The organism is endosymbiont of Ridgeia piscesae (assembly GCF_001443665.1).
Classification (GTDB): domain Bacteria; phylum Pseudomonadota; class Gammaproteobacteria; order Chromatiales; family Chromatiaceae; genus Endoriftia; species Endoriftia persephonae.
The window spans coordinates 1-20216 of sequence record NZ_KQ557126.1 but is presented as its reverse complement, the minus strand read 5'-3'; the positions used below and the strand labels follow the sequence as shown (position 1 = coordinate 20216).

Here is a 20216-nt window from a genome sequence, read left to right as displayed (position 1 = left end):
TCCGCTAATGTTACCCGCCTCTTTATCGAGGCCCAGACGCCACAGTAGTGGCGTGAGAAAGAATTTCATGCGGTGATCAACGAAGGTCAGGGCAACAGCCTGATCGCCGGCATGCTGGCGCTGAAGAGACTGCATCCGATGCCTGCGGGACGCCGCTTGCCTGACAGCTTCGACCTAAAGCTCAATCGAGACCAGCAGTGCGCCAGCCGCCAGGCGTTTGCCGACTTCACCGCGGAGTATCCGCTCTGGGGCATGCCTTACGGAGTGCCGGGGCTGGCCGATGAGAAGTACGGGGTGTTGATGCGCTGGCTGGCGCAGGGGGCGCAAGGCGACGATCGAGTGGTGCTGAACCCGCAACAGCAAGTGCGGGTAAGTCGCTGGGAGGCGTTTCTCAATGGCCGTTCCCTGAAGCAGCAGCTGATGAGTCGCTATCTGTTCGAGCAGCTGTTCATCGGCGATCTCTACTTTGACAAACTGCCGTCCGGTGTTTGGTTTCGTCTGGTGTGCTCCCGCACCCCCAGCGGCGCGCCGATTGCGATCATTCCCAGCCGGCGCCCTTCGATGCCCCCGGGGTGAAGCGTTTCTACGATCGATTGTAGCCAGTACGCACCAGCATCCTGGCGAAGACCCATTTGCCCTACGCCCTGGGCCCCGCACGCATGCAGCGTTGGCAGTGACGGGGGAGTTACCGCTTAATAGGTACCCCTGAGCCCCGCACGCATGCAGCGTTGGCAGCAGTTGTTTCTCGGGGATGGCTATCGGGTCGATGAATTGCCTGGTTATGGCAGCCGGTTTGCAGCCAACCCGTTCAAAATCTTCCAGGCGATTCCGGTGAAGAGCTGCTATCTATTTCTGCTGGACGATGCACGCTACTTCATCTCCGGCTTTATCAAGGGGCCGGTGTGCCGCGGTCAGATGGCATTGAACGTGATCATTGATCACTTCTGGTTCTTCTTTCTCGACCCCGATAATCCGATCATCGACTACGATGCCGACCGGGTGCTGGCCGACATGAGGGGCGGCTGCGGTTGCCCTCCGCGAGAGCAGCGATGCCCTGCTGTTGGTCAACTGGCTCGAATACTGGCAGCGGCATGAATCCTATCTGGCGGCAAAGCGGGACTATCTGCGGCAGCGTTTCGACGACTCTGGGGATATCAATCTCGACCTGGTGTGGGATGGTGAACGGCACAATCCCAATGCGGCATTGACGGCGTTTCGCCACTTCGATAGCGCCAGCGTGGTGGAGAGGCTGGTGGGTGAGCGGCCGCAGACTGCTTGGCTGATCAGCTACAATCTGTTTGAGCGGATCCACTATCTGCTAGTGGCGGGGTTTGATGTCTATGGCAATCTCGGGCATCAGTTTAACACCCGCCTCTACATGGACTACCTGCGCATGGATGGCGAGTTCAACTTCCTGATGCTGCTGCCACGGCAGGAATGCGAGAAAAAATGGCGCCACTGGTATCGGGATGCCCACGACAAGGTACGGGAGTTCATCGACCAGCAGCAGCTGAGCTTTGATCAGGAGAGCGGCATCAACTATCTTAGTGACGACCCGATGCAGGAGCTATTGGCGATGTTACGCCGGCGCCTGGGTGGTGCCGACTCCTCAAAATACCGCCTGCAGCCGGAGAGCACAGACTATGTCGAACGCCAGTTGCAGCGGCTGACCCACCTGTAGGGGCTGCCGGTGAACCATCTGCCACAGATGGCACTGCTCAGCGTGGTCGGCGGCAATGCTGGCCTCCATCTCTGTACTTTGCTGCGCAACAACGCCCATAGCAATGTTGCCCATATCTTTCGTGAACAACAACGGCGTCTGCCGCAGGAGGATACGCTTTCTGTGAGTAGGGGGGGCTATCCCAACCTTCTGCTGCGGGTTGAAAGTTCCCGGTTGGCCGGTTTTGTGGATGAAATCGCCGCGATGCGTGACCAGGCCGACTATCCAGTCTTGCTGGACCGGTATGAGGTACGCCGCACCAGCGCGGATTTCTGGCTGCACAGCAATCGGTTGCATGCCGCCTATCGGCAACAGGAGCCGATCGAGGCCGGTTTGTTTGACTTCAATCGATTGGATAACGATTAGCCCGCCCGGTGTGGGGTGGTTGAGTTATAGTTGATCGGGAAGGGGGACTCATATCATTGCAACAGGGGGCGGTGTGTTCACTATCCTCGCGTTCGGTTTTCTCATCGGCATGCAGCATGCGATGGAAGCAGACCACCTGGCTGCAGTGGCCTCGTTGGTCAGTGGCCGTCGCAGTCTGCGGGAATCGCTGCGCCAGGGTGCGGTCTGGGGGCTGGGTCATAGCCTTACCCTGTTCTGTTTTGCCGGGGTGGTGGTGGTGCTCGACAGTCTGATACCGGCCAGCATCGCCCAGTTGCTGGAGCAATTGGTGGGGGTGATGCTGATCCTGTTGGGCGTCGACCTGTTGCGCCGCCTAATCCGCGAGCGGGTCCACTTCCACGCTCATCACCACGGCGATCTGCGGCACTTTCACGCCCACTCCCACCGCCAGAGTGGGCTTGATCATGCCGTTGATCCTCATCAGCACAAACACCCTAAAGGCTTCCCGCTACGTGCCCTGCTGGTCGGTATGACGCATGGCCTGGCGGGCTCCGCTGCGCTGATCCTGCTAACCCTGGAGAGTGTTCAGTCACCACAGCAAGGGCTGCTCTATATTCTGTTCTTCGGTTTGGGTTCGATCGTCGGCATGGCGCTGCTCTCGCTGGTCATCAGCTTGCCGCTGCGCTACTCGGCCCGCAACCTCAGCTGGGCCCACAACGGCCTGAAAGGGGGGGTAGGTCTGGTAACGATCGGCTTGGGGGCAACTCTGTTGGTTGGGGGCTGACTGAAAAAATACCGCCCGATCTGAAATCAATAGTTGACCCTGGAAGGGTTCGGCGGCATGCTCTCGCCTATGGAGGATTTGATGCACATCAAAGACGTTTTGGTAGTACGCCGACTGCGCGTTTGGGCAGCGGTGGGAGCGTCTGTGCGTCTGGAGGAGGAGAGCTGAGGATTTAATTAGAATAAACCGAAGCATAATAATCTTGAAGGCCGCAGATTCTACCATCTGCGGCCTTTTTTATTGGCCAAAGTAAATGTATTGACAATAAGGAAAGAAAGATGTCTGTTCCAGCCGCCTATCTGGGCGTGGTGTTGATCTGGGCCACTACTCCGCTGGCAATCAAGTGGAGTGGTGATGGTAGTGGCTATCTGTTTGGGGTCACCAGTCGAATGGTGATTGGTGTGGCGCTGGCATTGGCACTGATCGCACTGATGCGCTTGCAAATGCCCTGGCATCGTCGCGCACGCCACACTTATCTGGCCGCTGGGTTGGGTATCTATGTGGCGATGTTGGCGGTCTACTGGGCCTCCCAATACATTCCGTCGGGGTGGATCTCGGTGCTGTTCGGCCTGAGTCCGGTCATTACCGGCCTGCTGGCGCACTATTGGCTGGAGGAGGTTGGCCTGACACCGCTGCGTCTGCTGGCGGTGGGGTTGGCCCTGGCGGGGCTGGCTCTGATCTTCATTGACAGTCTGAACTACCCGGCGGTGGCGGTGCTGGGGGTTGCCGCGATGCTGGTCTCAGTGACCATTCATTCCGCCAGCAGTGTCTGGGTTAAACGCCTAGATGCCGGTTTGCATGGTCTGGTGGTGACCGGCGGTGGTCTGCTGGTGGCGGTACCACTGTTTCTGCTCACCTGGTTTCTGACCGGCGAACAGTGGCCCGAGGCCGTTCCTGGGCGGGCGCTCAGTGCAATTCTCTACCTGGGCGTGATCGGCTCGGTGCTCGGTTTTGCCCTCTACTTCTACGTGCTGCGGCATGTGGAGGCGACCCGGGTGGCTCTGATCGCGCTGATGACACCGGTATTGGCGCTGCTGCTGGGCCACTACTTCAACGGCGAAGCACTCGATCTCTCGGTCGGGATCGGTGCTGGCTTGATCATGTTGGGGCTGGCCGGGTTTGAGTTTGCAGATCGCTTCCAGCGAGAACTGGTCACACCCATCTCAGAGATGACTGGCGAGCAGGCCCTAATGGATGATCCGGGCCAGCCGATCGAGCGTAGCTGAGGCCAGTCTGGCGACTCTTTGCAGGCTGATCTCCGCCCCAGGGGAAGGTGGGCAGCTATAGCCGATCAGCAGCTCACTGCTGGTGGTGAGCTGCATCTATCGTCGGAACCGGGATGGCTGGCGCCAGCTCCACTATCATGGATCGATTGCCGATTCTGATTTACTGCAGGCGTATCAGCGTGCAGTGATGGGTTAGGTGGGGTCGGTGGGGTCGGTGGGGTCGGTGGGGGTGCCATCCAGCAGGCCATTGTGCTGCAGGATGCGGTGGATCTTGCGGCCGCTGTTGGCCAGCTGGGAGAGGTCGCCGAAGTTGGGGCGCACGCCCTGATCGAGTCGTGCCTGCCAGCCTTCCAGCTCACTCTCCAGGTAGTCGAGCAGCTTCAATGAGCAGCCGTTGCAGGGGCCGTCGCAGATCCGTGCCTCGGCCAGATCGAAGGGGGTCGCCGCGCGGATCTGCCTGATCAGCTGACGCATCGCAGTGGTGGTGTCCGGCTTCATTGCTCAGCCACGCCCGAGCAGGGCGAGGGAGAGGAACGGCCAGTAGGTGATGATCAGTACCGCGCCGAACAGGATGAAGAACCAGGGCAGGGTGGCCAGATAGATCTGTATGATCGGACGCTCGAAGCGGTAGCTGGCGATGAACAGATTCATCCCCACCGGCGGGGTGAAGTAGCCGATCTGCATATTGGCGAGGAAGATGATGCCCAGATGCACCGGGTCGATGCCGTACTGCACCGCCACCGGCAACAGCAGAGGCACCATCAACACCAGCGCGGAGAAGATATCAAGCATGGTGCCGAGCACCAGCAGAAAGACGTTGAGCAGCATTAGGAAGGTGAGCGGATCAGAGACTCTCGCACTGACCCACTCGAACAGCTGGGTGGGGATCTCGGCGTCGATCAAGTAGTTGGTGGAGGCGAGCGACAGGCCCAGGATCACCAGGATGCCGCCCACCAGCAGCATCGACTCGCGCATCACCCCGGGCAGCTTGCGCAGCGGGATCTCCTGATGGATGAAGACCTCTACCACCAACACATAGAAGGCGGTGACTGCGGCTGCCTCGGAGATCGCGAAGTAGCCGCTATAGACCCCGCCGAGCACGATGATAGGCAGCGGGATCTCCCAGATCGCCTTGCGTATCGCATCCAGTGCCTCGACCCGGGAGAAGGGGTGCAGCGTGGCGCCGCGGCTCGACCAGAGGCTCCAGCCGACCAGCAGCACCAGCATCAGCAGGCCGGGCAGGATGCCGGCGAGGAACATGTCATCCACCGAGATCGATACGCCGATGCCCATCTGCTGCGCTACCACCGCGTAGAGAATCAGCGGCAGCGCCGGCGCGAACAGCAGCCCCAGGCTGCCGGAGGTGGTGACCAGGCCGAGGCTGAAGTTCTGCTTGTAGCCCGACTCCATCAGGGCCGGATAGAGCAGTGCGCCCAGCGCCACGATGGTTACGCCGGAGGCGCCGGTGAAGGCGGTGAACAGCGCGCAGGCGATCAATGAGACAAAGGCCAGCCCGCCGGGCATCCAGCCGAGCAGGGCGCGGGTCAGGCGCACCAGCCGGTAGGGGGCGTTGCTCTCGCTCAGCAGGTAGCCGGCAAAGGTGAACAGCGGGATCGCCAGCAGCACCGGCATCTCGGCGATGCGGAAGAACTCGATCGCCACTACCGACAGGTCGACCTCCGACTGGTAGAAGCCCCACAGGGCGCTGGCGCCGATGATGACAAACAGCGGGGTGCCGATGATCGCCAGCAGGATCAGTCCGAGGGCGATCAGCATCACTGCCACTCCCCGTTGTGAAAGCGCAGCGGCAGGTTCAGCAGAAAACGCAGTGTCAATACGCCAAAACCGATCGGGATGATGATCTCGCCGGCCCAGGCGGGGATGCCGTTGAACAGCTTTGTGCCATCCTGCCATTCAAACCAGACGAAGCGGCCACCGTGCCAGGCGATCAGGCTGCAGACGGCGGCGCTGAACAGATCGGTGGCTGCCTGCAGATAGGCTAGGCCACGCCCCTTGAATATGTGGGAGAGCAGATCGATGCGGATGTGGCGATCCTCGCGGGCGGCTGCCAGTGCACCGAGCAGGGCGATCCAGAGCACCATTATGCGTAGGCTCGGATCGGCCCAGATGATGCCGGAGTCGAACAGGTTGCGTAGCGCGATCTGCGCCACCGCGAGCAGGATCATCGCGGAGAGCAGCAGTGCCATCAGGCCGTCCTCGATGGCGAGGATTGTGCGTCGGATCCGTTTCAATTGTTCCAGCATGATGGCGGCAGTATACGCGTTTTACAGACAGATCCCGATAGGAATACGGATAGTTCAGCCCTTAGGTGCTGGATAGCGGGGGGCAGGCGTGGATATGCAGCGCCAGCCAGATGCAGAGGGGATCCTGGCTGGTCTGCAGCACCTGATGGGGGGTGTGGGCCGGGATGAAAAGCGAGTCGCCGCGTGACAGCGTGAGTTGTTCACCCGCCATCTCCAGCAGTGCCTCTCCCTGGATCACCGCTACCCACTCGTCCTGCTCCTGAACAAACAGCTCGCTGCGGCTGCCAGCGGGGCTGATGATACGCTCCAGCTCCAGGTTGGGGCAGCGCAACAGGGTCTCGAAGCGCTCCTGAAAGCCGTTGGCTGAGGCGTGATCGAAGAGATTGAAGATCTGCAACACTGAACCCTAGTTGGGGTGCGAGCGGCGGTATGCTGTGATCAGTTGCCGCAACTGTTCGAATAGCGATTTTGAGAGTGCCCCATCCTGGACGGCCTGAGTGACGGAATTGGCGGCTTTCTGCTCCCACAGGGCGCGGTCCGCCGGGTCCGGCTGGATGAATTCGATGCCTTGCTGTTTGAGGGCGGCCTTGGCCTGTTTGTTATCGCTGCGGCTGGATGTGTTCAGCGACGTGAATGCCTTGAGCATCTCCTCTCTGAGGATGGCCCGATCGGCGCTGGAGAGCTTCTTCAGCGCCTTCTCTTTGATCACCAGGCTGCCATAGAGATAGGAGAGCGGGATATCGGTGAGGTATTTCACTCGGGTGTGCCACTGTAGTGCAATCGCGCCGATCGGTGAGGAGGCAATGGTGTCGATGAGGCCGGTCTGCAGGCCGGTCAGGACATCGGTGAGCGGCAGGGGGATCGGCGATATACCAAGTTCGCTGAAGGCGTTGCTGCTGATTTGATCGGTCTCGGGGATCCAGATCCGTTGTGATTTGAGCTCCTGCGTGTTGCGTACCGGGCTGTTGGACAACAGATAGGCAAAGCCGCCCTCACTGATGCCGTAGCTGGCAAAACCCTTGGCGTGGAGCGACTCGGCGATCAAAGGATCCATCGACTGACGCACATGGTCCACCTCCTGCAGGTTACGGAACAGAAACGGCAGTCCGTAGAGTTGTGCATCCGAGGAGATCTGGGTCAGGCCTCCACCGGAGATGGCGCCACCGTGGAGCTGGCTGACACGGATCTTGCGCAGCACGCTCTGGTCGTTGCCCATCACGCCACCGGGGTAGAAGCGCAGTTTGACCCGCCCCTCGGTGCGCGTTTTGATCTGTTTAGCCGCTGCGCGCATGGTCTTCATCCAGGTAGTGCCATCCGGCGCGATGGTGGCGATCTTGAGGGTGGTGGCGTTGGCTGTGGTCAGCAGGCTGAGGCTGAAAAAGAGCGCAAGTATCGCGCGGATCATCGTGGACTCCGGATCTGTTGTTTAACGCAGGTAGAAAGGTAGATGCTTTCGCCTGGCAGTACTATCTCGTGTGGGTGCATTTTTGTGTCAATTGCACTGCGTGTGGTGCTGATGCTGGTTTCAGGGCGGCTACGATTGATCAAAAGTAGTCGTCAGCCAGCAGCTCCCGGGCCTGTCTTTTGGCGATGACGTTGCTCAGGGTCAGCCCTGGGGCCTGGGGGTCGGCGGCGATTACCTCGTTGAGCAGGCGGTCGTGTAGTGCTTGATTGAACACCAGGCGGGCGTAGCGGCGGGCAAACTCGACCTTGGCAATGAGGTCGCGCCCTTCTGAATATTTCAGGGCCTGCTCGAAGTGTCGCCGGCCAATCTCAGGATTGCCACCCAGCGCCGGTGGGATCTGCGATCGGATGACCCCCAGATAGAGCTGTGCACGACCCTGTTCGTAACCCGGTTTTATGTTGATGACCCGCTGCAGCAGCGCCTCGACTTTGGGCAATTGCGCCACCGCGTTCCAGTCGTCCTGATGGGCCTGGATCCAGCCGGCCCAAGTGGTGGCCATCAGATAAAGGCCTTCGATATCGGAGATGCCGATCTGTGCGACTTCGGCCTGAAACTCGCTGAATGGAGCAGAGCATTTTTCGCAGAGTCCTGGTTGGGAGTCGCAGAGGCCGCGGCTGGCGTAGTCGAGCGCCTTCTGCGCCAGCCCCTTCTGACGTTCCGGGTCTTTCACCAGGCCGCTGCCATAGGCGCTGTAGAGTCGTGCGCCAGCAAACAGTAGGACCGGATCATCGTTCGATTCAGTGATCAGAGAGTCGAGCAGCAGCAGGTAGGCGGGGGCGCCGCTGCGTACGATCTCTGGGTCGCTCTGATTGAGCATGGCGCTCGATAGATTGGTGGCGAGCGAGTTAGTGGCCATAGAGGCGCAGCCGCTGAGCATCGAGAGCAGCAGCGCAAGCAGGAGCGGCAGGCGCCAGTGAGTGAGTTTGAACATCCGACAGTTCGGTTGGGCGGGGCTGAGGTCAGCGATGTCTGCGTCCGACCTGCTCCATGTGGTGCAGCCAGCCGCTGAACATCTTGCCGATAGAACCGGCATCCCCCCTGCGCCCTTTGAAGGTGTGGAAACAGCTTTCGTCATCGTCTGCAGAACGGGCGGAGCCAAGGTTGAGGAACAGGAACATCAGGAACAGATCGAGCAGGATGGTGAGGATGAACAGCGGTATTCGAAGCAGCATATTCTCGCCCATCCAGGCCATGATCGGGGTGTGGTAGCTGACCCCAACATAGAGTGTGCCAAACAGTAGGGCGACCGACATCAGAGAGAAAAAGTCAGCAAGATGTTCGTGTTCGCGGGTAAATCCCTTGAGGTTTCGACAGACTGACATGGTGGTGCCCCCTGAATGCGCAATCGCAGTTCTCAAGATTATCAAGGTTTTAGAGTCTACCGGGCATTGATTGTTGTCAAGCAACGCTGATAGTTTGTGGGCAGTGACGTGGCTATGTATGGCAGTGGTTCCGTCAACGGTTATGAATAATCAAAAATCGGCCTGAAGATTTAGGAGAGAGGATGTGGAGACACTAAGCGCACTGGTAAGCAGCGTCAACGGCATTGTCTGGGGGCCGTTGATGCTGCTGCTTATTCTGGGAACCGGTGTCTTTCTGACCCTGGGCCTGAAACTGATGCCGCTGCGCAAGTTGGGGTACGGCTTTCGCATGCTCTGGCAGGGACGCAAGGGGACGGGAGAGGGTGAGATCAGCCCCTTCAACGCCCTGATGACCTCGCTCTCCGCTACCATTGGTACCGGCAATATCGCCGGGGTGGGGACCGCGATTGCTCTGGGCGGCCCGGGGGCAGTGTTCTGGATGTGGTGCACTGCGCTGGTCGGTATGGCCACCAAGTACGCTGAGGCGGTGCTGGCAGTGAAATACCGCGAGGTGGATGAGCAGGGCAACCATGTGGGCGGCCCGATGTACTACATCAAAAATGGCTTGGGCGAACACTGGGCCTGGCTGGGTACGGCATTTGCCATCTTCGGTGCGATCGCCGGCTTTGGCATCGGCAACATGGTGCAGGCCAATTCGGTGGCGGATGCGGTCTCCACCAATCTGGGTTTCGACAAGTTGGTCGTCGGCATTGTGATGGCGGTGCTGGTGTTTCTGGTGCTGATCGGCGGCATCCGTCGTATCGCCCAGGTGGCGGGTAAGCTGGTGCCGATGATGGCGCTGGCCTATCTGGCGGGTGGCCTGTTGGTGATCCTGGCAAATATTACCGAGCTGCCGGCGGCGCTCGGCCTGATCGTCAGTCAGGCCTTTACCCCCACTGCAGCCACCGGCGGTTTTGCCGGGTCAGCGGTGATGGTGGCGATCCAGATGGGGGTGGCGCGCGGAATCTTCTCCAACGAGGCGGGTCTCGGTTCTGCCCCCATCGCCCATGCCGCTGCCAAGACCGACGATTCGGTACGGCAGGGCTCCATCGCGATGCTCGGTACCTTTATCGATACTCTGGTGCTCTGCACCATCACCGCACTGGTGATCGTGATGACCGGCGAGTGGAGTAGCGGCGCCCAAGGTGCGGCGCTCTCCTCCGCCGCCTTTGCTGCGGGGTTGCCGGGGGTGGGTGAGTGGGTGGTGACCTTCGGCCTGATGATCTTCGCCTTCACCACCATCATCGGTTGGAGTGTCTACGGCGAACGTTGTGTGGAATATCTGTTCGGGGTGAAGGCGATCCTGCCGTTTCGTATCCTCTGGGTGGTGGCGATCCCGCTTGGGGCGACGGTGAAGCTGGCTTTTGTCTGGTTGTTGGCCGACACCCTGAACGCGCTGATGGCGATCCCCAACCTGATCGCGCTGGTGCTGCTGGGGCCGGTGGTATTCCGGCTTACCCTGAACTACTTCGATAGAGAGGCCTGAGGGGAGGGCGGTAGCAGCAATCTCAGTGAGCGGCTGCCTGAACAGCTGCCTCGCGAGTGTAAAAAATTCCGTCACGTACAAAGCCGGCGACTATTCCCTCTCGGGTGCTGAGTGCGCGACCGCTCTGGTCGCGTCGGCAGATCCATTCCTGCGGCAGGCCGTCGAGCAGGTGCATCGGGGCCGGTCGGCCGTCAGCAAACTGGGAGATGATCCAGCTGCCGCTGCTAAGGTCCTGAAAAGCGGGCAAGAAACCAGCATTCCGGTTGTTCTCGCTGACCCCATAGGTGCCGTGAAAGTGGCGGTTTTGACGCGCCAGGATCAGCTGGCTGAGGATGCCGCGGCGAATCCGTTGGCGCTCTTCGTTGGCCAGTTTAGTCTTGATGGCCTCGATGGGTTGTAGTTCTGGAGTTCTCATGGGACCTCTCCTCAGCGTTTCTCTCCGCTTTACAGAAGATACGTTGCATATCTGATGCCAGATTCATGGGTGCCAAAAATCAATGACTTAGATTGATGTGTGGCGGGCAGTGTAAGGTTTTTCGACAGCTTAAGAGGCGATTTTGTACCAGAGCGGCGCTCGTTTGCCGCCGCTTTTGTTTCACTGCGGGAGCTGTCAGCTGGAAAAATGCTGCCTCAGATAGCGTTTGATGTCGGCAGACTCATACATCCACTGCACCCGCCCGTTAGCCGCTTCGATGCGCAGACAGGGCACCTGTGTCATGCCGCCGCCCTGCATCAACTCTTGGCGCCAGGCAGGATTGCGCTGAATGTCGCGTAGTTCGATCTTCAGCTGCAGCTTTTTGATGGTGCGGCGCACGGTGACGCAATAGGGGCAGCTGTTGGTCTGGTAGAGTGCCAGGCTGCGACAGGCTTGATCGATTCGGGTCTGCTCATCGGTGCTACGATTGAGAGCTTTCATGCCAAACAGACGTCCCAACATAGTTCAGCTGTCAGACGACGCCTTCGCCCCGCCGAGGCACTCCGGAGAGTCGGGGCTGGTGCCCCCCTTGCTGAACCACTCCTCCGGGGTCAGGGTGTGCAGTGCCAGAGCATGCACTCCGGCCTGCAACTCCTCGACGAGGGCCTTGTTGACCGCCCGGTGCCGCCCGATCAGGCGTTCACCTTCAAACTGACTGCTGACCAGCACCACCTTAAAGTGGGACTCAGAGCCGGGCGGCACGTTGTGCATGTGGCTCTCATTTGTCACCTCCAAGTGAAGCGGTTGGAAGGCGCTCTGGAGTTTCTCTTTGATGCGGCTCTCTGTATTCATAGTATTGCCTGGTCCGGATCTCTCAATGCTGCCGATTATAGCGGCTGTTGCTGGGGGCAAAGCATGGGAATGATGGGGGCTTTACCGCTCAGACAAACACCTGGCGGGCATCGAACACCGGGCCGTCGACACAGACCCGCTTCATTGCCGGGCCGGCCGGGGTCTCTAGCTCCACCACGCAGCCAGCGCAGCCACCGACACCGCAGGCCATGAACTCTTCCAGCGAGACCTGACAGGGTAGCTCGAACTCTTTTGCCAGGGTGGCGACCGCCTCCAGCATCGGGTGCGGGCCGCAGGCGAAGATCTCCACCTGATCCCGCTGATCGGCATCCAGCGCGTCGAGCCAGTGGCGCGCCAGCTCGGTGACATAGCCCTGGTGACAGCCGGGAAAGTCTTGCTGGCTGGTGAGGCGGCTGGGAATGCCCCAGTCATCGAGCAGCGGCATTGCGGCGATCACGCCTTCGGGCAGCTGTGGCATCAGCAGTTGCGAAGGTTGTGGCTGGAACGGGAAAGGCACTTCGGAGCCGAGGATGACAAAGGGTTTCTTGCTCTTGTCGCTACGCAGGGTGTCGGCGAGAAACACCATCGGCGGCATGCCTACGCCGCCGCCGATCAACAGTGGCAGGGAACGATCCGGATCGGGTCTGAACGGTACCCCGATGGGGCCTAGCAGATTGAGTGATTCACCGCGTTGGCGCAGTGACAGCAACCGGGTGCCTTGTCCGACCGCTTTGTAGAGGAGTTCCACCCAGCCTTCCCTGGCCGACACCCGCATGAGTGAGATCGGCCGGCGCATCGGCTGCAGCGGATCGCACTGCAGATGGACGAAGCTGCCGGGCTGAGCGCGCGCGGCGCACTTTGGGGCCTGCAGGCGCAGGATAAACTGATCGCCCTCGAAGGCCTCATGGGAGAGGATCTCGGCCTGCTCAAGAAACAGGCTGTCGCGGTGTGGTCTATTCATGGTCTGGCTCATGGTTCGAAATGGGCGGCGGCTTAGGCCGGCTCCGCAGTGTAGACGATACGTCCTTCGAGCAGGGTGTGGCTGACCCTACCGGGCAGGTCCCAGCCGATGAACGGGCTGTTTTTGCCCTGGCTCAACAGCTGATCAGACCGCACCGTCCAGCGCTGCTGCGGATCGAAGATGCAGATGTCTGCGCTGGCGCCGACGGCGAGCTGCCCGAAAGGCAGGTCGAGGATCTTCGCCGGCCCGCTGGTGAGGCGGGCGATCGCGTCAGGCAGATCGAGCACTCTCTCCTCGACCAGTTTCAGAGTCAGGGAGAGCAGGGTGTCGAGCCCTGAAATGCCCGGTTCGGTGGCCGGGAAGGGGGCGGCTTTGGCGTCTGGCTCATGGGGCTGATGGTCGGAGCAGATCGCCGACAGTAGGTTGTCGGCGAGTGCCTGACGCAGCCCGTCCCGGTCGCCGCTGGTGCGCAGCGGCGGGATCACGTGGACGTTGCTGTCGAAGCTCTCCACATCCATCTCGGTGAGAAACAGCTGGTGGATCGCCACGTCGGCGCTCACCTGCTGCTTGCCGAAGCAGGCGCGGGCCAGCATGTTGCTGCCACGGGCAGAGGAGATAGCGTGGAAGTGGATACGTGCCTTGGCATGTTCCGCCAGCGCCAGATCCCGCGCGATGGCCACCGTCTCTGCCGCCTCGGGGATGCCGGGCAGGCCGAGCCGGTCGGCCACCTTACCCTCATGTACGCAGCCCTGGTTGGCGAGATGCTCGTCCTGGGGGCGGATGATGGTGAGGATATTGAAGGTGGCGGCGTATTCCAGTGCGCGCCGCTGCACCAGGGTGTTGAGCAAAGGCGTGTAGGCGTTGCTCACAGCGCAGCAGCCGGCTCGCTTGAGTGCCGCCATCTCGCTCAGCTGGCTGCCCTCCAGCCCCTTGGTCTGCGCCCCCTGAGGCAGCAGACGGCAGTGGCCGGCGGCCCGGGCCAGCCTCTGAATCTGCTCCGCTACCGCCTGGGTGTCGATCACCGGTAGGGTGTCGGGGGGGCAGCAGAGGGTGGTGATACCGCCAGCTGCTGCCGCTGCAGTTTCGCTGGCGATGGTCGCCTTGTGTTCGGCGCCGGGTTGGCGCAGGTTGGCGCAGAGATCGATCAGGCCGGGGCAGACAATCTTGTCGCTGGCGTCGATGCTGGTGTCGGCGCTGAAGCCCTCGGGAGGCGCCCCTAGCGAGAGCACCTTGCCATTGCCAATGTGCAGATCCTGGGTCGCGTCGATGCCGTGGGCCGGGTCAATTAGACGGCCATTGAGGATGCTGATGGTGTTGCTGTTGTTCATCTGGTTAAGCCTGGGCCTGTAGGTTCTGACGGCCGATAATCATTGAGATTACAGCCATGCGGATGGCGATGCCGTAGCTGACCTGTTGCAGGATTACCGAACGTGGTCCATCGGCCACCAGTGAGTCCATCTCCACGCCACGGTTGATCGGCCCAGGGTGCATCACGATCGCCTCTGAGTCGGCCGCCTCCAGGCGCTCGTCGGTGAGGCCGTAGAGCTGAAAATATTCGTGCTCGCTGGGCAGCAGCGCGCCCTGCATGCGCTCCCGCTGCAGCCGCAGCATGATGATCACGTCGACGTCACGGATCCCCTCCTGCAGGTCGTGATAGACATGCACGCCGAGCTTGCGGGCGTCGTGGGGCAGCAGGGTCCGGGGGGCGATCACCCGCACCTCGGAGACGCCGAGGGTGTTGAGGGCGAGGATCTGTGAGCGGGCCACCCGCGAGTGCAGGATGTCGCCGACGATCGCCACCCGCAGGCCGACGAATTCTCCCTTGTGGCGGCGGATGGTGAACATGTCGAGCATCGCCTGGGTGGGGTGGGCGTGGCGGCCGTCACCGGCGTTGATCACTCCCACTCCGGGGGTGGCGTGCTGGGCGATGAAGTGGGCGGCGCCGCTGTCGGCGTGACGCACCACAAACATGTCCATGTGCATCGCCTCCAGGTTGCGCAGGGTGTCGAGTAGGGTTTCGCCTTTGGAGGTGGCAGAGGCGCTGATGTTGAGGTTGAGCACGTCGGCGGAGAGGCGCTTCTCGGCCAGTTCAAAGGTAGTGCGGGTGCGGGTGCTGGTCTCGAAGAAGAGGTTGGCGACGGTCTTGCCGCGGCACAGTGGCACCTTCTTTATTGTACGCTCAGAGACCCCGGTGAAGCCTTCTGCGGTGTCGAGGATCTCGGTCAGCAGCTCACGGCGCAGGCCGTCGATGGTGAGAAAGTGCAGTAGGTGGCCCTGCTCATCTAGCTGCAGGTTGGGCGTGTGACGGCTCATCGGGCCTCTCCTGTGTCGCCATTGCGCGAGCTGCGGTTGGAACGGCTGCCGATCACCAGGCCGAGTGGGCTTGGACCGGTGAGGGTGATGTGTTGGTCGGCGGCGAGGGTGGGGCGAAGCCCGACCACGTCGGCCTCGATCGGCAGTTCGCGGCCGCTGCGCTCCACCAGGGTGGCGAGGATTATCGAGGCCGGGCGGCCGTAGTCGAAGATCTCATTAAGCGCGGCGCGGATGGTGCGGCCGGTGTGCAGCACATCGTCGATGAGGATGATGTGGCGGCCATCCACCGGCAGCGGTAGGTCGGAGGGGTGCACCTCAGGATTCATGCCGATCTGAGTGAAGTCATCCCGGTAGAAGGAGATGTCGAGGGTTCCGAGCGGTTCTTGCAGGCCGAGCTCCTGGTGCAGCTGCTGCGCCAGCCAGACGCCGCCGGTGCGGATGCCGATCATCATCGGTGCATCGATACCCCGCTCATTGAGCAGGCTCCAGAGCTTGCCGGCCATCACGTCGATCAGTGACTCCACCGCGTCGGCGTCCATGAACTTCTTTATTTGCATCGATTGGGCTGCTCTCTGTCTGAATCTTTTTTGTTTCGGGTGGTGTGGCTCACTGTTCGCTGAGCCAGGTCTCGAGGATCAATTTGGCCGCTTCGGCGTCGTAATCTTCCAGGCGTTTGGCGCGATGGCCGATGCGGCTGCGCGCCTCCATCGAGGTGAGGCGCTCGTCGGCCAGGTGGACCTTGAGGTGAAAACGCCCCTCGAGCTGGCGGGAGAAGCGCAGCGCGGGCTGGGTGGCGTCGGTTTCGCTGTCGTCCAGGTCGAGTGGCAGGCCGACTACCAGCGCGTCGGGCTGCCACTCTTTGATCAGTTCGCCGATGCGCTGCCAGTCGATCTTCTGCCGGACCGGCAGCAGGGTCTCCAGGGCGCTGGCGGTGCCGCTGACAGTCTGGCCCACCGCGACACCGATCTTGCGTGTGCCGAAATCGAAGCCCAGCAGCGTCATGCGTGGCCGGCGTCGCTGCTGAGCAGGTTGAGGTCGATGCCGAGCAGGTCGGCGGCGGCCTGCCAGCGGCTCTCGCTGGGGAGGCGGAAGATGATTTCTTCAGCCGCAGGGCCGCTCAGCCAAGCGTTGTTCGCCAGTTCATCCTCCAGTTGGCCATCACCCCAGCCGGCGTAACCCAGAGCGATGAGGATCTTGTCTGGCCCGTCGCCGGCGGCGATTGCCTCGAGGATGTCCATCGAAGTGGTGACGCTAATGGCATCGGTAACCTTCAATGTGGACTTCCAGCTGCGTCCCGATTCATGCAGCACGAAGCCCCGGTCGCTCTGTACCGGACCGCCGACGTAGACGGGTTGTTGGCTGATCTGCGGGTCGCTGCAGCTCAGTTCGAGCTGCTGGAAGATGTCGCCCAGCTGCAGCTCCAGTGGGCGGTTGACCACGATCCCCATGGCGCCGTTCTGGTGGTGTTCACACAGATAGGTGACGGTGTGATGGAAGTTGGGGTCGGCCAGCGCGGGCATGGCGATGAGGAAGTGGTTGGTGAGGTCGGTATTGGGCGTCATGTCTATAGTATCCGGCGCGGACGGAGCGGCTGCAACCGGCGTTACTCTGTGCCGAGGCGGTTGCTGCGCAGGAACTGCCAGGTGCGGGTGATGTCGAGCACGTCGATCTCTTCGCGGATGTTGCTGGGAAATGGGGAGTAGGGGGCGGCGAGGCGCACGATACGGATCGCTGCATCGTCGAGGATCTTGTGGCCTGAGGAGTGGAGCACGCGGACCTTCTCGATGGTGCCGTCGGCGCGTACCGCTACGTGCAGTACCAGGTTGCCGTAGAGTTGCTGGCGTTTTGCTGCATCCGGGTAGTTGAGGTTGCCGATGCGCTCGACCTTGCGCCGCCAGGCATCCAGATAGGCGGCGTATTTGTACTCCTTGGTGCTGGCGCTGATGGCGCGGCGTTTGGTGCGCTTGGCGTAGGCCTGGGTTTTTTCTTCCAGCTCGGCGGTGAGGCGGGCGATCTCCAGGGTCTTGCTGGAGAGTAACTGGGCGGCGGTGGGGCGCGGTGTCGGTTTCGGGGTGGGCTGTTCGACCTGCAGTTTGCGTTCGGCCTTCGGGGCTGCGATCACCTGCTGCTTGGCTGGCTGCGGTGGTGCAGGCGGGGGTGCCATCACGGAGCTGCGAGTGGGGGAGGGTTTGGAGGTGGGGATCGGGCTCTCGGCCGACTCTACCGAGGGGCGCTTTGGCAGGTCGGTCTCGCCGCCGCCTGCCTGGCTGACCGGGGCGAGGAAGTCGGGTTTCTCCTCCTCCGGAGGCTGTTTGTCGAGGTTCGGGCGGATCACGGTGACTTCCAGGCTCTGCTGGCGATGGTCCGGCTTTTTGTAGTCCTGAAAATTGAACTGGATCCCCAGAATGATGAACGCGTGCAGGCAGGCGGCGACGAACAGGGTGATACCAAGTCGGTCGGTATGGGGTTGGAGGACGGCAGAGTGCATGGGTGAGGTCAGAGTGCTTCGCTGAGTTGGATCTGCAAGTTTGGATCGGTTAGTTCAATTCGTTGTGCCATGGCGGGGCTCATGTGGAGTTCGCCCAAGTCGTCGACAAGCAATACGTATTTTAGCCTCATTGAGCGGGCGATGCGGTACCAATCCCTGGGGCCTGCGATAAATAGCGCGGTGGCGGCGGCATCGGCGGTGGTGGCATCAGTGTGAATGACGGTGACCGAGCGGCTGCCGGTGGCGGGATAGCCGTTGCGCGGGTCGATAATGTGGTGGTAGCGGCGCCCCTGGTAGACGAAGTTGCGCTCGTAGTCGCCGGATGTGAAGACGCTCTCGTCGTTGTCGATCTCAATCACCGCGAACACTCCTTCACCCGAGGGGTCGCGGATGGCGATGCGCCAGGGTCGGTCGCCGTGATTGCCGATCGCACGTAGATCGCCGCCGGCGTTGACGATGGCATTGCGGATGCCCAGCTGGCGCAGGTGGTCGATCGCCAGATCGATGCCGTAGCCTTTGCCGAAGGCGCCGAAGTCGAGCTTCACCTGGGGGTTGTCGCTCTGCAGGGTGATGCCGTTGAGCTTGAGGTCGGTGATGCTGGGACGGGCGTCGAGCAGGGCCTGAATGGTTGTCTTGTCGGGTGGCTGGGGCGGCTCCTTTTTTCTGTGGAAACCCCATAGCTCGATCAGCCGACCGATGGCCGGATCGAATAGTTGTTCGCTCTGTTGCGATAGCCGCTGGCTGATCTCGATCAGCGGTAGCACCGAGGGTGGCACGGCAAATGGTTCGCCAGTGCGGATCATGCGATTGACGTAGCCGAGCGGGCCGGGGTCCCAAGCGTGCCAGGCGTGGTGCATGTAGTCGAAGTCGGCCTGGATGGCGGCGGTGGCCTGCTCTGCCGCCTGCTGGCTGACGCCGCTGATGTCGAGATCGACCAGGGTGCCGAAGGCGAGGAAGCGGTTGTGATGGACCGGCTGTGGTTCGCTGCAGCCGCTACTGGCGAGTGCCAGCAGCAGCGCAAGCAACAGGCTGCGGGTCACTGCAGTCGCTCCGCGATCCTATCCATCAGGTCGCCGGCGATGTCGAGGTTGAACTGACGGTCCAGCTCGCGGATGCAGGTGGGGCTGGTGACGTTGATCTCGGTGAGGTAGTCGCCGATTACGTCGAGGCCGGCGAACAGGATGCCGCGACGCTTCAGCTCGGGGCCGACTTGGGCGGCGATCCACTGGTCCCGCTCGGAGAGGGGTTGACCTTCGCCTCTGCCGCCGGCCGCCAGGTTGCCGCGAGTCTCCCCCTTGGCCGGAATGCGCGCCAGAGCGTACGGGACGGCTTCGCCATCGATCATCAGGATACGCTTGTCACCAGCGTTGATCTCAGGGATGAATTGCTGTGCCATGGTGAGCTGGGTGCCGTGCAGGGTCAGGGTTTCGATGATGACGCTGGTGTTGGGGTCGTCGCGGCGCACCCGGAAGACGGAGGCGCCACCCATGCCGCCAAGGGGTTTGAGGATGATGTCCTGGTGTTGGTCGAGGAAGCTGCGGATCTCAGCGGCGCTCCGGCTGACCAAGGTGGGCGGAGTGCAGTTGTTGAATTCGCTGGTAAAGAGCTTTTCATTGGCATCCCGTAGCGCTTGCGGACGGTTGACTACCAGGCAGCCGCGGTGTTCTGCCTGCTCCAACAGGTAGGTGGTGTAGATGTACTCCATGTCAAACGGGGGATCCTTGCGCATCAGTACCACATCGAGTGAATCGAGTGGTGCCTGCCGCTGGTCGCCAAGTTGGTACCAGTTGCTGGCGTTGTCGCGTACCCTTAGCGGGCGCATGCGGGCATAGGTGACTCCGTCAGAAAGCGAGAGGTCGCCCTGTTCCATGTAGAGGAGTTCCCAGCCTCTATGCTGTGCAGCGAGCAGCATGGCGAAGGTGCTGTCTTTCTGGACCTTGATGGACTCGATTGGGTCCATGATGACGCCGAGGGTTGTATTCATAACTACAGTCTACTGTGTGTGTGGCTCTGTTTTAAGGGGATTTGGATCTGTCCAGTGGGTGCGTCGGCAAGATTATTGGTGTGGTTTTGAATTGACGCATATGCTCAAGAAAAGTAACCAAAGTCTGCTATATGTCACGCTTAGGGTATTTGTTCCTTCATTTCGAAGGAGCCCGCGTGTAGCCTTGATGACGAACGCACATCTTGCTATTTTCACGGACCCGGTTAGCTCCGGTGGCTAGGATGGATTCAGCCGAGAATAACAGATGGTTCACTGTCTTTGATGCTGAGTTGTGGGCTATATTCTGAACTCTATAAACCAAAGAGGTGTGATATGCCGACACAAACCAGCAATCGGGGCGGTTTGGTGAAGCGGTTTTTGAGGTCTTTGGGGTTGTTTTTCCTTCTGATGGTCCCTGTTTTTGGGGCTGTGGTCGGGGCTGAGGAGGATTCATATTAATCGTTCCGAAAGTATTGGCAGTCTATTTTTGAACTTGCCAAAATATACTTTGTATCTGACATGCGGAAGAAACTCTTAATCAGCGAAGTGCGC

The 20216-nt window shown here is 61.0% G+C and carries 22 protein-coding genes and 2 pseudogenes; 5 read left to right on the top strand and 19 right to left on the bottom strand.

Features of this window, described 5'->3' with window-relative positions:
* Window positions 1-72 precede the first annotated feature (72 nt).
* The 4 genes and pseudogenes from Ga0074115_RS17080 to Ga0074115_RS07465 all read left to right on the top strand — a co-directional run bounded on the left by Ga0074115_RS17080 (window position 73) and on the right by Ga0074115_RS07465 (window position 4075).
* Window positions 73-1095: pseudogene (locus Ga0074115_RS17080) on the top strand (fatty acid cis/trans isomerase).
* Window positions 1061-2086: pseudogene (locus Ga0074115_RS17075) on the top strand (fatty acid cis/trans isomerase). Before Ga0074115_RS17080 ends, Ga0074115_RS17075 begins: the two co-directional pseudogenes overlap by 35 nt.
* Before the next feature lie 73 nt (window positions 2087-2159).
* The gene (locus Ga0074115_RS07470; RefSeq protein WP_057956273.1) at window positions 2160-2849 is read left to right on the top strand and encodes an urease accessory protein UreH domain-containing protein; all 690 of its coding nucleotides are present in this window, start codon (window positions 2160-2162) and stop codon (window positions 2847-2849) included.
* 278 nt (window positions 2850-3127) lie between these two features.
* Window positions 3128-4075, top strand: a complete 948-nt coding sequence (locus Ga0074115_RS07465; protein ID WP_057956274.1) for a DMT family transporter — start codon at window positions 3128-3130, stop codon at window positions 4073-4075.
* A gap of 192 nt (window positions 4076-4267) precedes the next feature.
* On the opposite strand, the gene Ga0074115_RS07460 is transcribed toward Ga0074115_RS07465, so the two are convergent.
* The 7 genes from Ga0074115_RS07460 to Ga0074115_RS07430 form a co-directional block, all read right to left on the bottom strand.
* The gene (locus Ga0074115_RS07460; RefSeq protein ID WP_060528376.1) at window positions 4268-4573 is read right to left on the bottom strand and encodes a hypothetical protein; all 306 of its coding nucleotides are present in this window, start codon (window positions 4571-4573) and stop codon (window positions 4268-4270) included.
* A gap of 3 nt (window positions 4574-4576) precedes the next feature.
* On the bottom strand, window positions 4577-5851 hold the full coding sequence (locus Ga0074115_RS07455; RefSeq protein ID WP_057956557.1) for a TRAP transporter large permease: 1275 nt from the start codon (window positions 5849-5851) through the stop codon (window positions 4577-4579).
* Entirely contained in the window at window positions 5851-6339 is a 489-nt protein-coding gene (locus tag Ga0074115_RS07450; RefSeq protein ID WP_057956556.1) for a TRAP transporter small permease, read from the bottom strand. Before Ga0074115_RS07450 ends, Ga0074115_RS07455 begins: the two co-directional genes overlap by 1 nt.
* 61 nt (window positions 6340-6400) lie before the next feature.
* Window positions 6401-6739, bottom strand: a complete 339-nt coding sequence (locus tag Ga0074115_RS07445) for a cupin domain-containing protein (RefSeq protein ID WP_057956555.1) — start codon at window positions 6737-6739, stop codon at window positions 6401-6403.
* A 6-nt stretch (window positions 6740-6745) separates the two neighbouring features.
* Entirely contained in the window at window positions 6746-7744 is a 999-nt protein-coding gene (locus Ga0074115_RS07440; protein WP_057956554.1) for a TRAP transporter substrate-binding protein, read from the bottom strand.
* Between the two features lie 139 nt (window positions 7745-7883).
* On the bottom strand, window positions 7884-8735 hold the full coding sequence (locus Ga0074115_RS07435) for a TRAP transporter TatT component family protein (RefSeq protein ID WP_057956553.1): 852 nt from the start codon (window positions 8733-8735) through the stop codon (window positions 7884-7886).
* A 28-nt stretch (window positions 8736-8763) separates the two neighbouring features.
* Window positions 8764-9126 carry a hypothetical protein gene (locus Ga0074115_RS07430; protein ID WP_057956552.1) on the bottom strand — a complete coding sequence of 121 codons (363 nt, stop codon included), beginning with the start codon at window positions 9124-9126 and terminating at the stop codon, window positions 8764-8766.
* A gap of 184 nt (window positions 9127-9310) precedes the next feature.
* On the opposite strand from Ga0074115_RS07430, the gene Ga0074115_RS07425 reads away from it, so the two are divergent.
* Window positions 9311-10651: an alanine/glycine:cation symporter family protein gene (locus tag Ga0074115_RS07425; RefSeq protein ID WP_060528375.1), complete on the top strand. Its 1341-nt coding sequence runs from the start codon at window positions 9311-9313 to the stop codon at window positions 10649-10651.
* A 22-nt stretch (window positions 10652-10673) separates the two neighbouring features.
* Here Ga0074115_RS07425 and Ga0074115_RS07420 read toward each other — a convergent pair whose 3' ends face one another.
* From Ga0074115_RS07420 to gshB, 12 genes are all read right to left on the bottom strand, one after another.
* A complete protein-coding gene (locus tag Ga0074115_RS07420; protein ID WP_057956550.1) occupies window positions 10674-11066 on the bottom strand; it encodes a hypothetical protein in 393 nt (130 codons plus the stop codon).
* 195 nt (window positions 11067-11261) lie between these two features.
* Window positions 11262-11567 (bottom strand): glutaredoxin family protein, encoded by a 306-nt coding sequence (locus Ga0074115_RS07415; RefSeq protein WP_232432964.1) that lies wholly within the window; start codon window positions 11565-11567, stop codon window positions 11262-11264.
* 24 nt (window positions 11568-11591) lie between these two features.
* Entirely contained in the window at window positions 11592-11918 is a 327-nt protein-coding gene (locus tag Ga0074115_RS07410; protein ID WP_060528374.1) for a BolA family protein, read from the bottom strand.
* Window positions 11919-12006: 88 nt separating this feature from the next.
* The gene (locus Ga0074115_RS07405; protein WP_057956558.1) at window positions 12007-12879 is read right to left on the bottom strand and encodes a dihydroorotate dehydrogenase electron transfer subunit; all 873 of its coding nucleotides are present in this window, start codon (window positions 12877-12879) and stop codon (window positions 12007-12009) included.
* A gap of 32 nt (window positions 12880-12911) precedes the next feature.
* A complete protein-coding gene (locus tag Ga0074115_RS07400; protein WP_057956548.1) occupies window positions 12912-14207 on the bottom strand; it encodes a dihydroorotase in 1296 nt (431 codons plus the stop codon).
* Window positions 14208-14211: 4 nt separating this feature from the next.
* Window positions 14212-15192, bottom strand: coding sequence for an aspartate carbamoyltransferase catalytic subunit (locus tag Ga0074115_RS07395; RefSeq protein WP_057956547.1), 981 nt, complete (start codon window positions 15190-15192; stop codon window positions 14212-14214).
* The gene (gene pyrR / locus Ga0074115_RS07390; RefSeq protein ID WP_005963210.1) at window positions 15189-15749 is read right to left on the bottom strand and encodes a bifunctional pyr operon transcriptional regulator/uracil phosphoribosyltransferase PyrR; all 561 of its coding nucleotides are present in this window, start codon (window positions 15747-15749) and stop codon (window positions 15189-15191) included. The genes Ga0074115_RS07395 and pyrR overlap by 4 nt, the downstream gene beginning before the upstream one ends.
* Before the next feature lie 49 nt (window positions 15750-15798).
* On the bottom strand, window positions 15799-16194 hold the full coding sequence (gene ruvX, locus Ga0074115_RS07385; RefSeq protein WP_005963208.1) for a Holliday junction resolvase RuvX: 396 nt from the start codon (window positions 16192-16194) through the stop codon (window positions 15799-15801).
* Window positions 16191-16754, bottom strand: a complete 564-nt coding sequence (locus Ga0074115_RS07380) for a YqgE/AlgH family protein (RefSeq protein ID WP_057956546.1) — start codon at window positions 16752-16754, stop codon at window positions 16191-16193. The genes ruvX and Ga0074115_RS07380 overlap by 4 nt, the downstream gene beginning before the upstream one ends.
* 41 nt (window positions 16755-16795) lie before the next feature.
* On the bottom strand, window positions 16796-17680 hold the full coding sequence (locus Ga0074115_RS07375) for an energy transducer TonB (protein ID WP_057956545.1): 885 nt from the start codon (window positions 17678-17680) through the stop codon (window positions 16796-16798).
* Window positions 17681-17688: 8 nt separating this feature from the next.
* Window positions 17689-18720 carry an FAD:protein FMN transferase gene (locus Ga0074115_RS07370; protein ID WP_057956544.1) on the bottom strand — a complete coding sequence of 344 codons (1032 nt, stop codon included), beginning with the start codon at window positions 18718-18720 and terminating at the stop codon, window positions 17689-17691.
* The gene (gene gshB, locus Ga0074115_RS07365) at window positions 18717-19664 is read right to left on the bottom strand and encodes a glutathione synthase (protein WP_057956543.1); all 948 of its coding nucleotides are present in this window, start codon (window positions 19662-19664) and stop codon (window positions 18717-18719) included. Before gshB ends, Ga0074115_RS07370 begins: the two co-directional genes overlap by 4 nt.
* Between the last annotated feature and the right edge of the window lie 552 nt (window positions 19665-20216).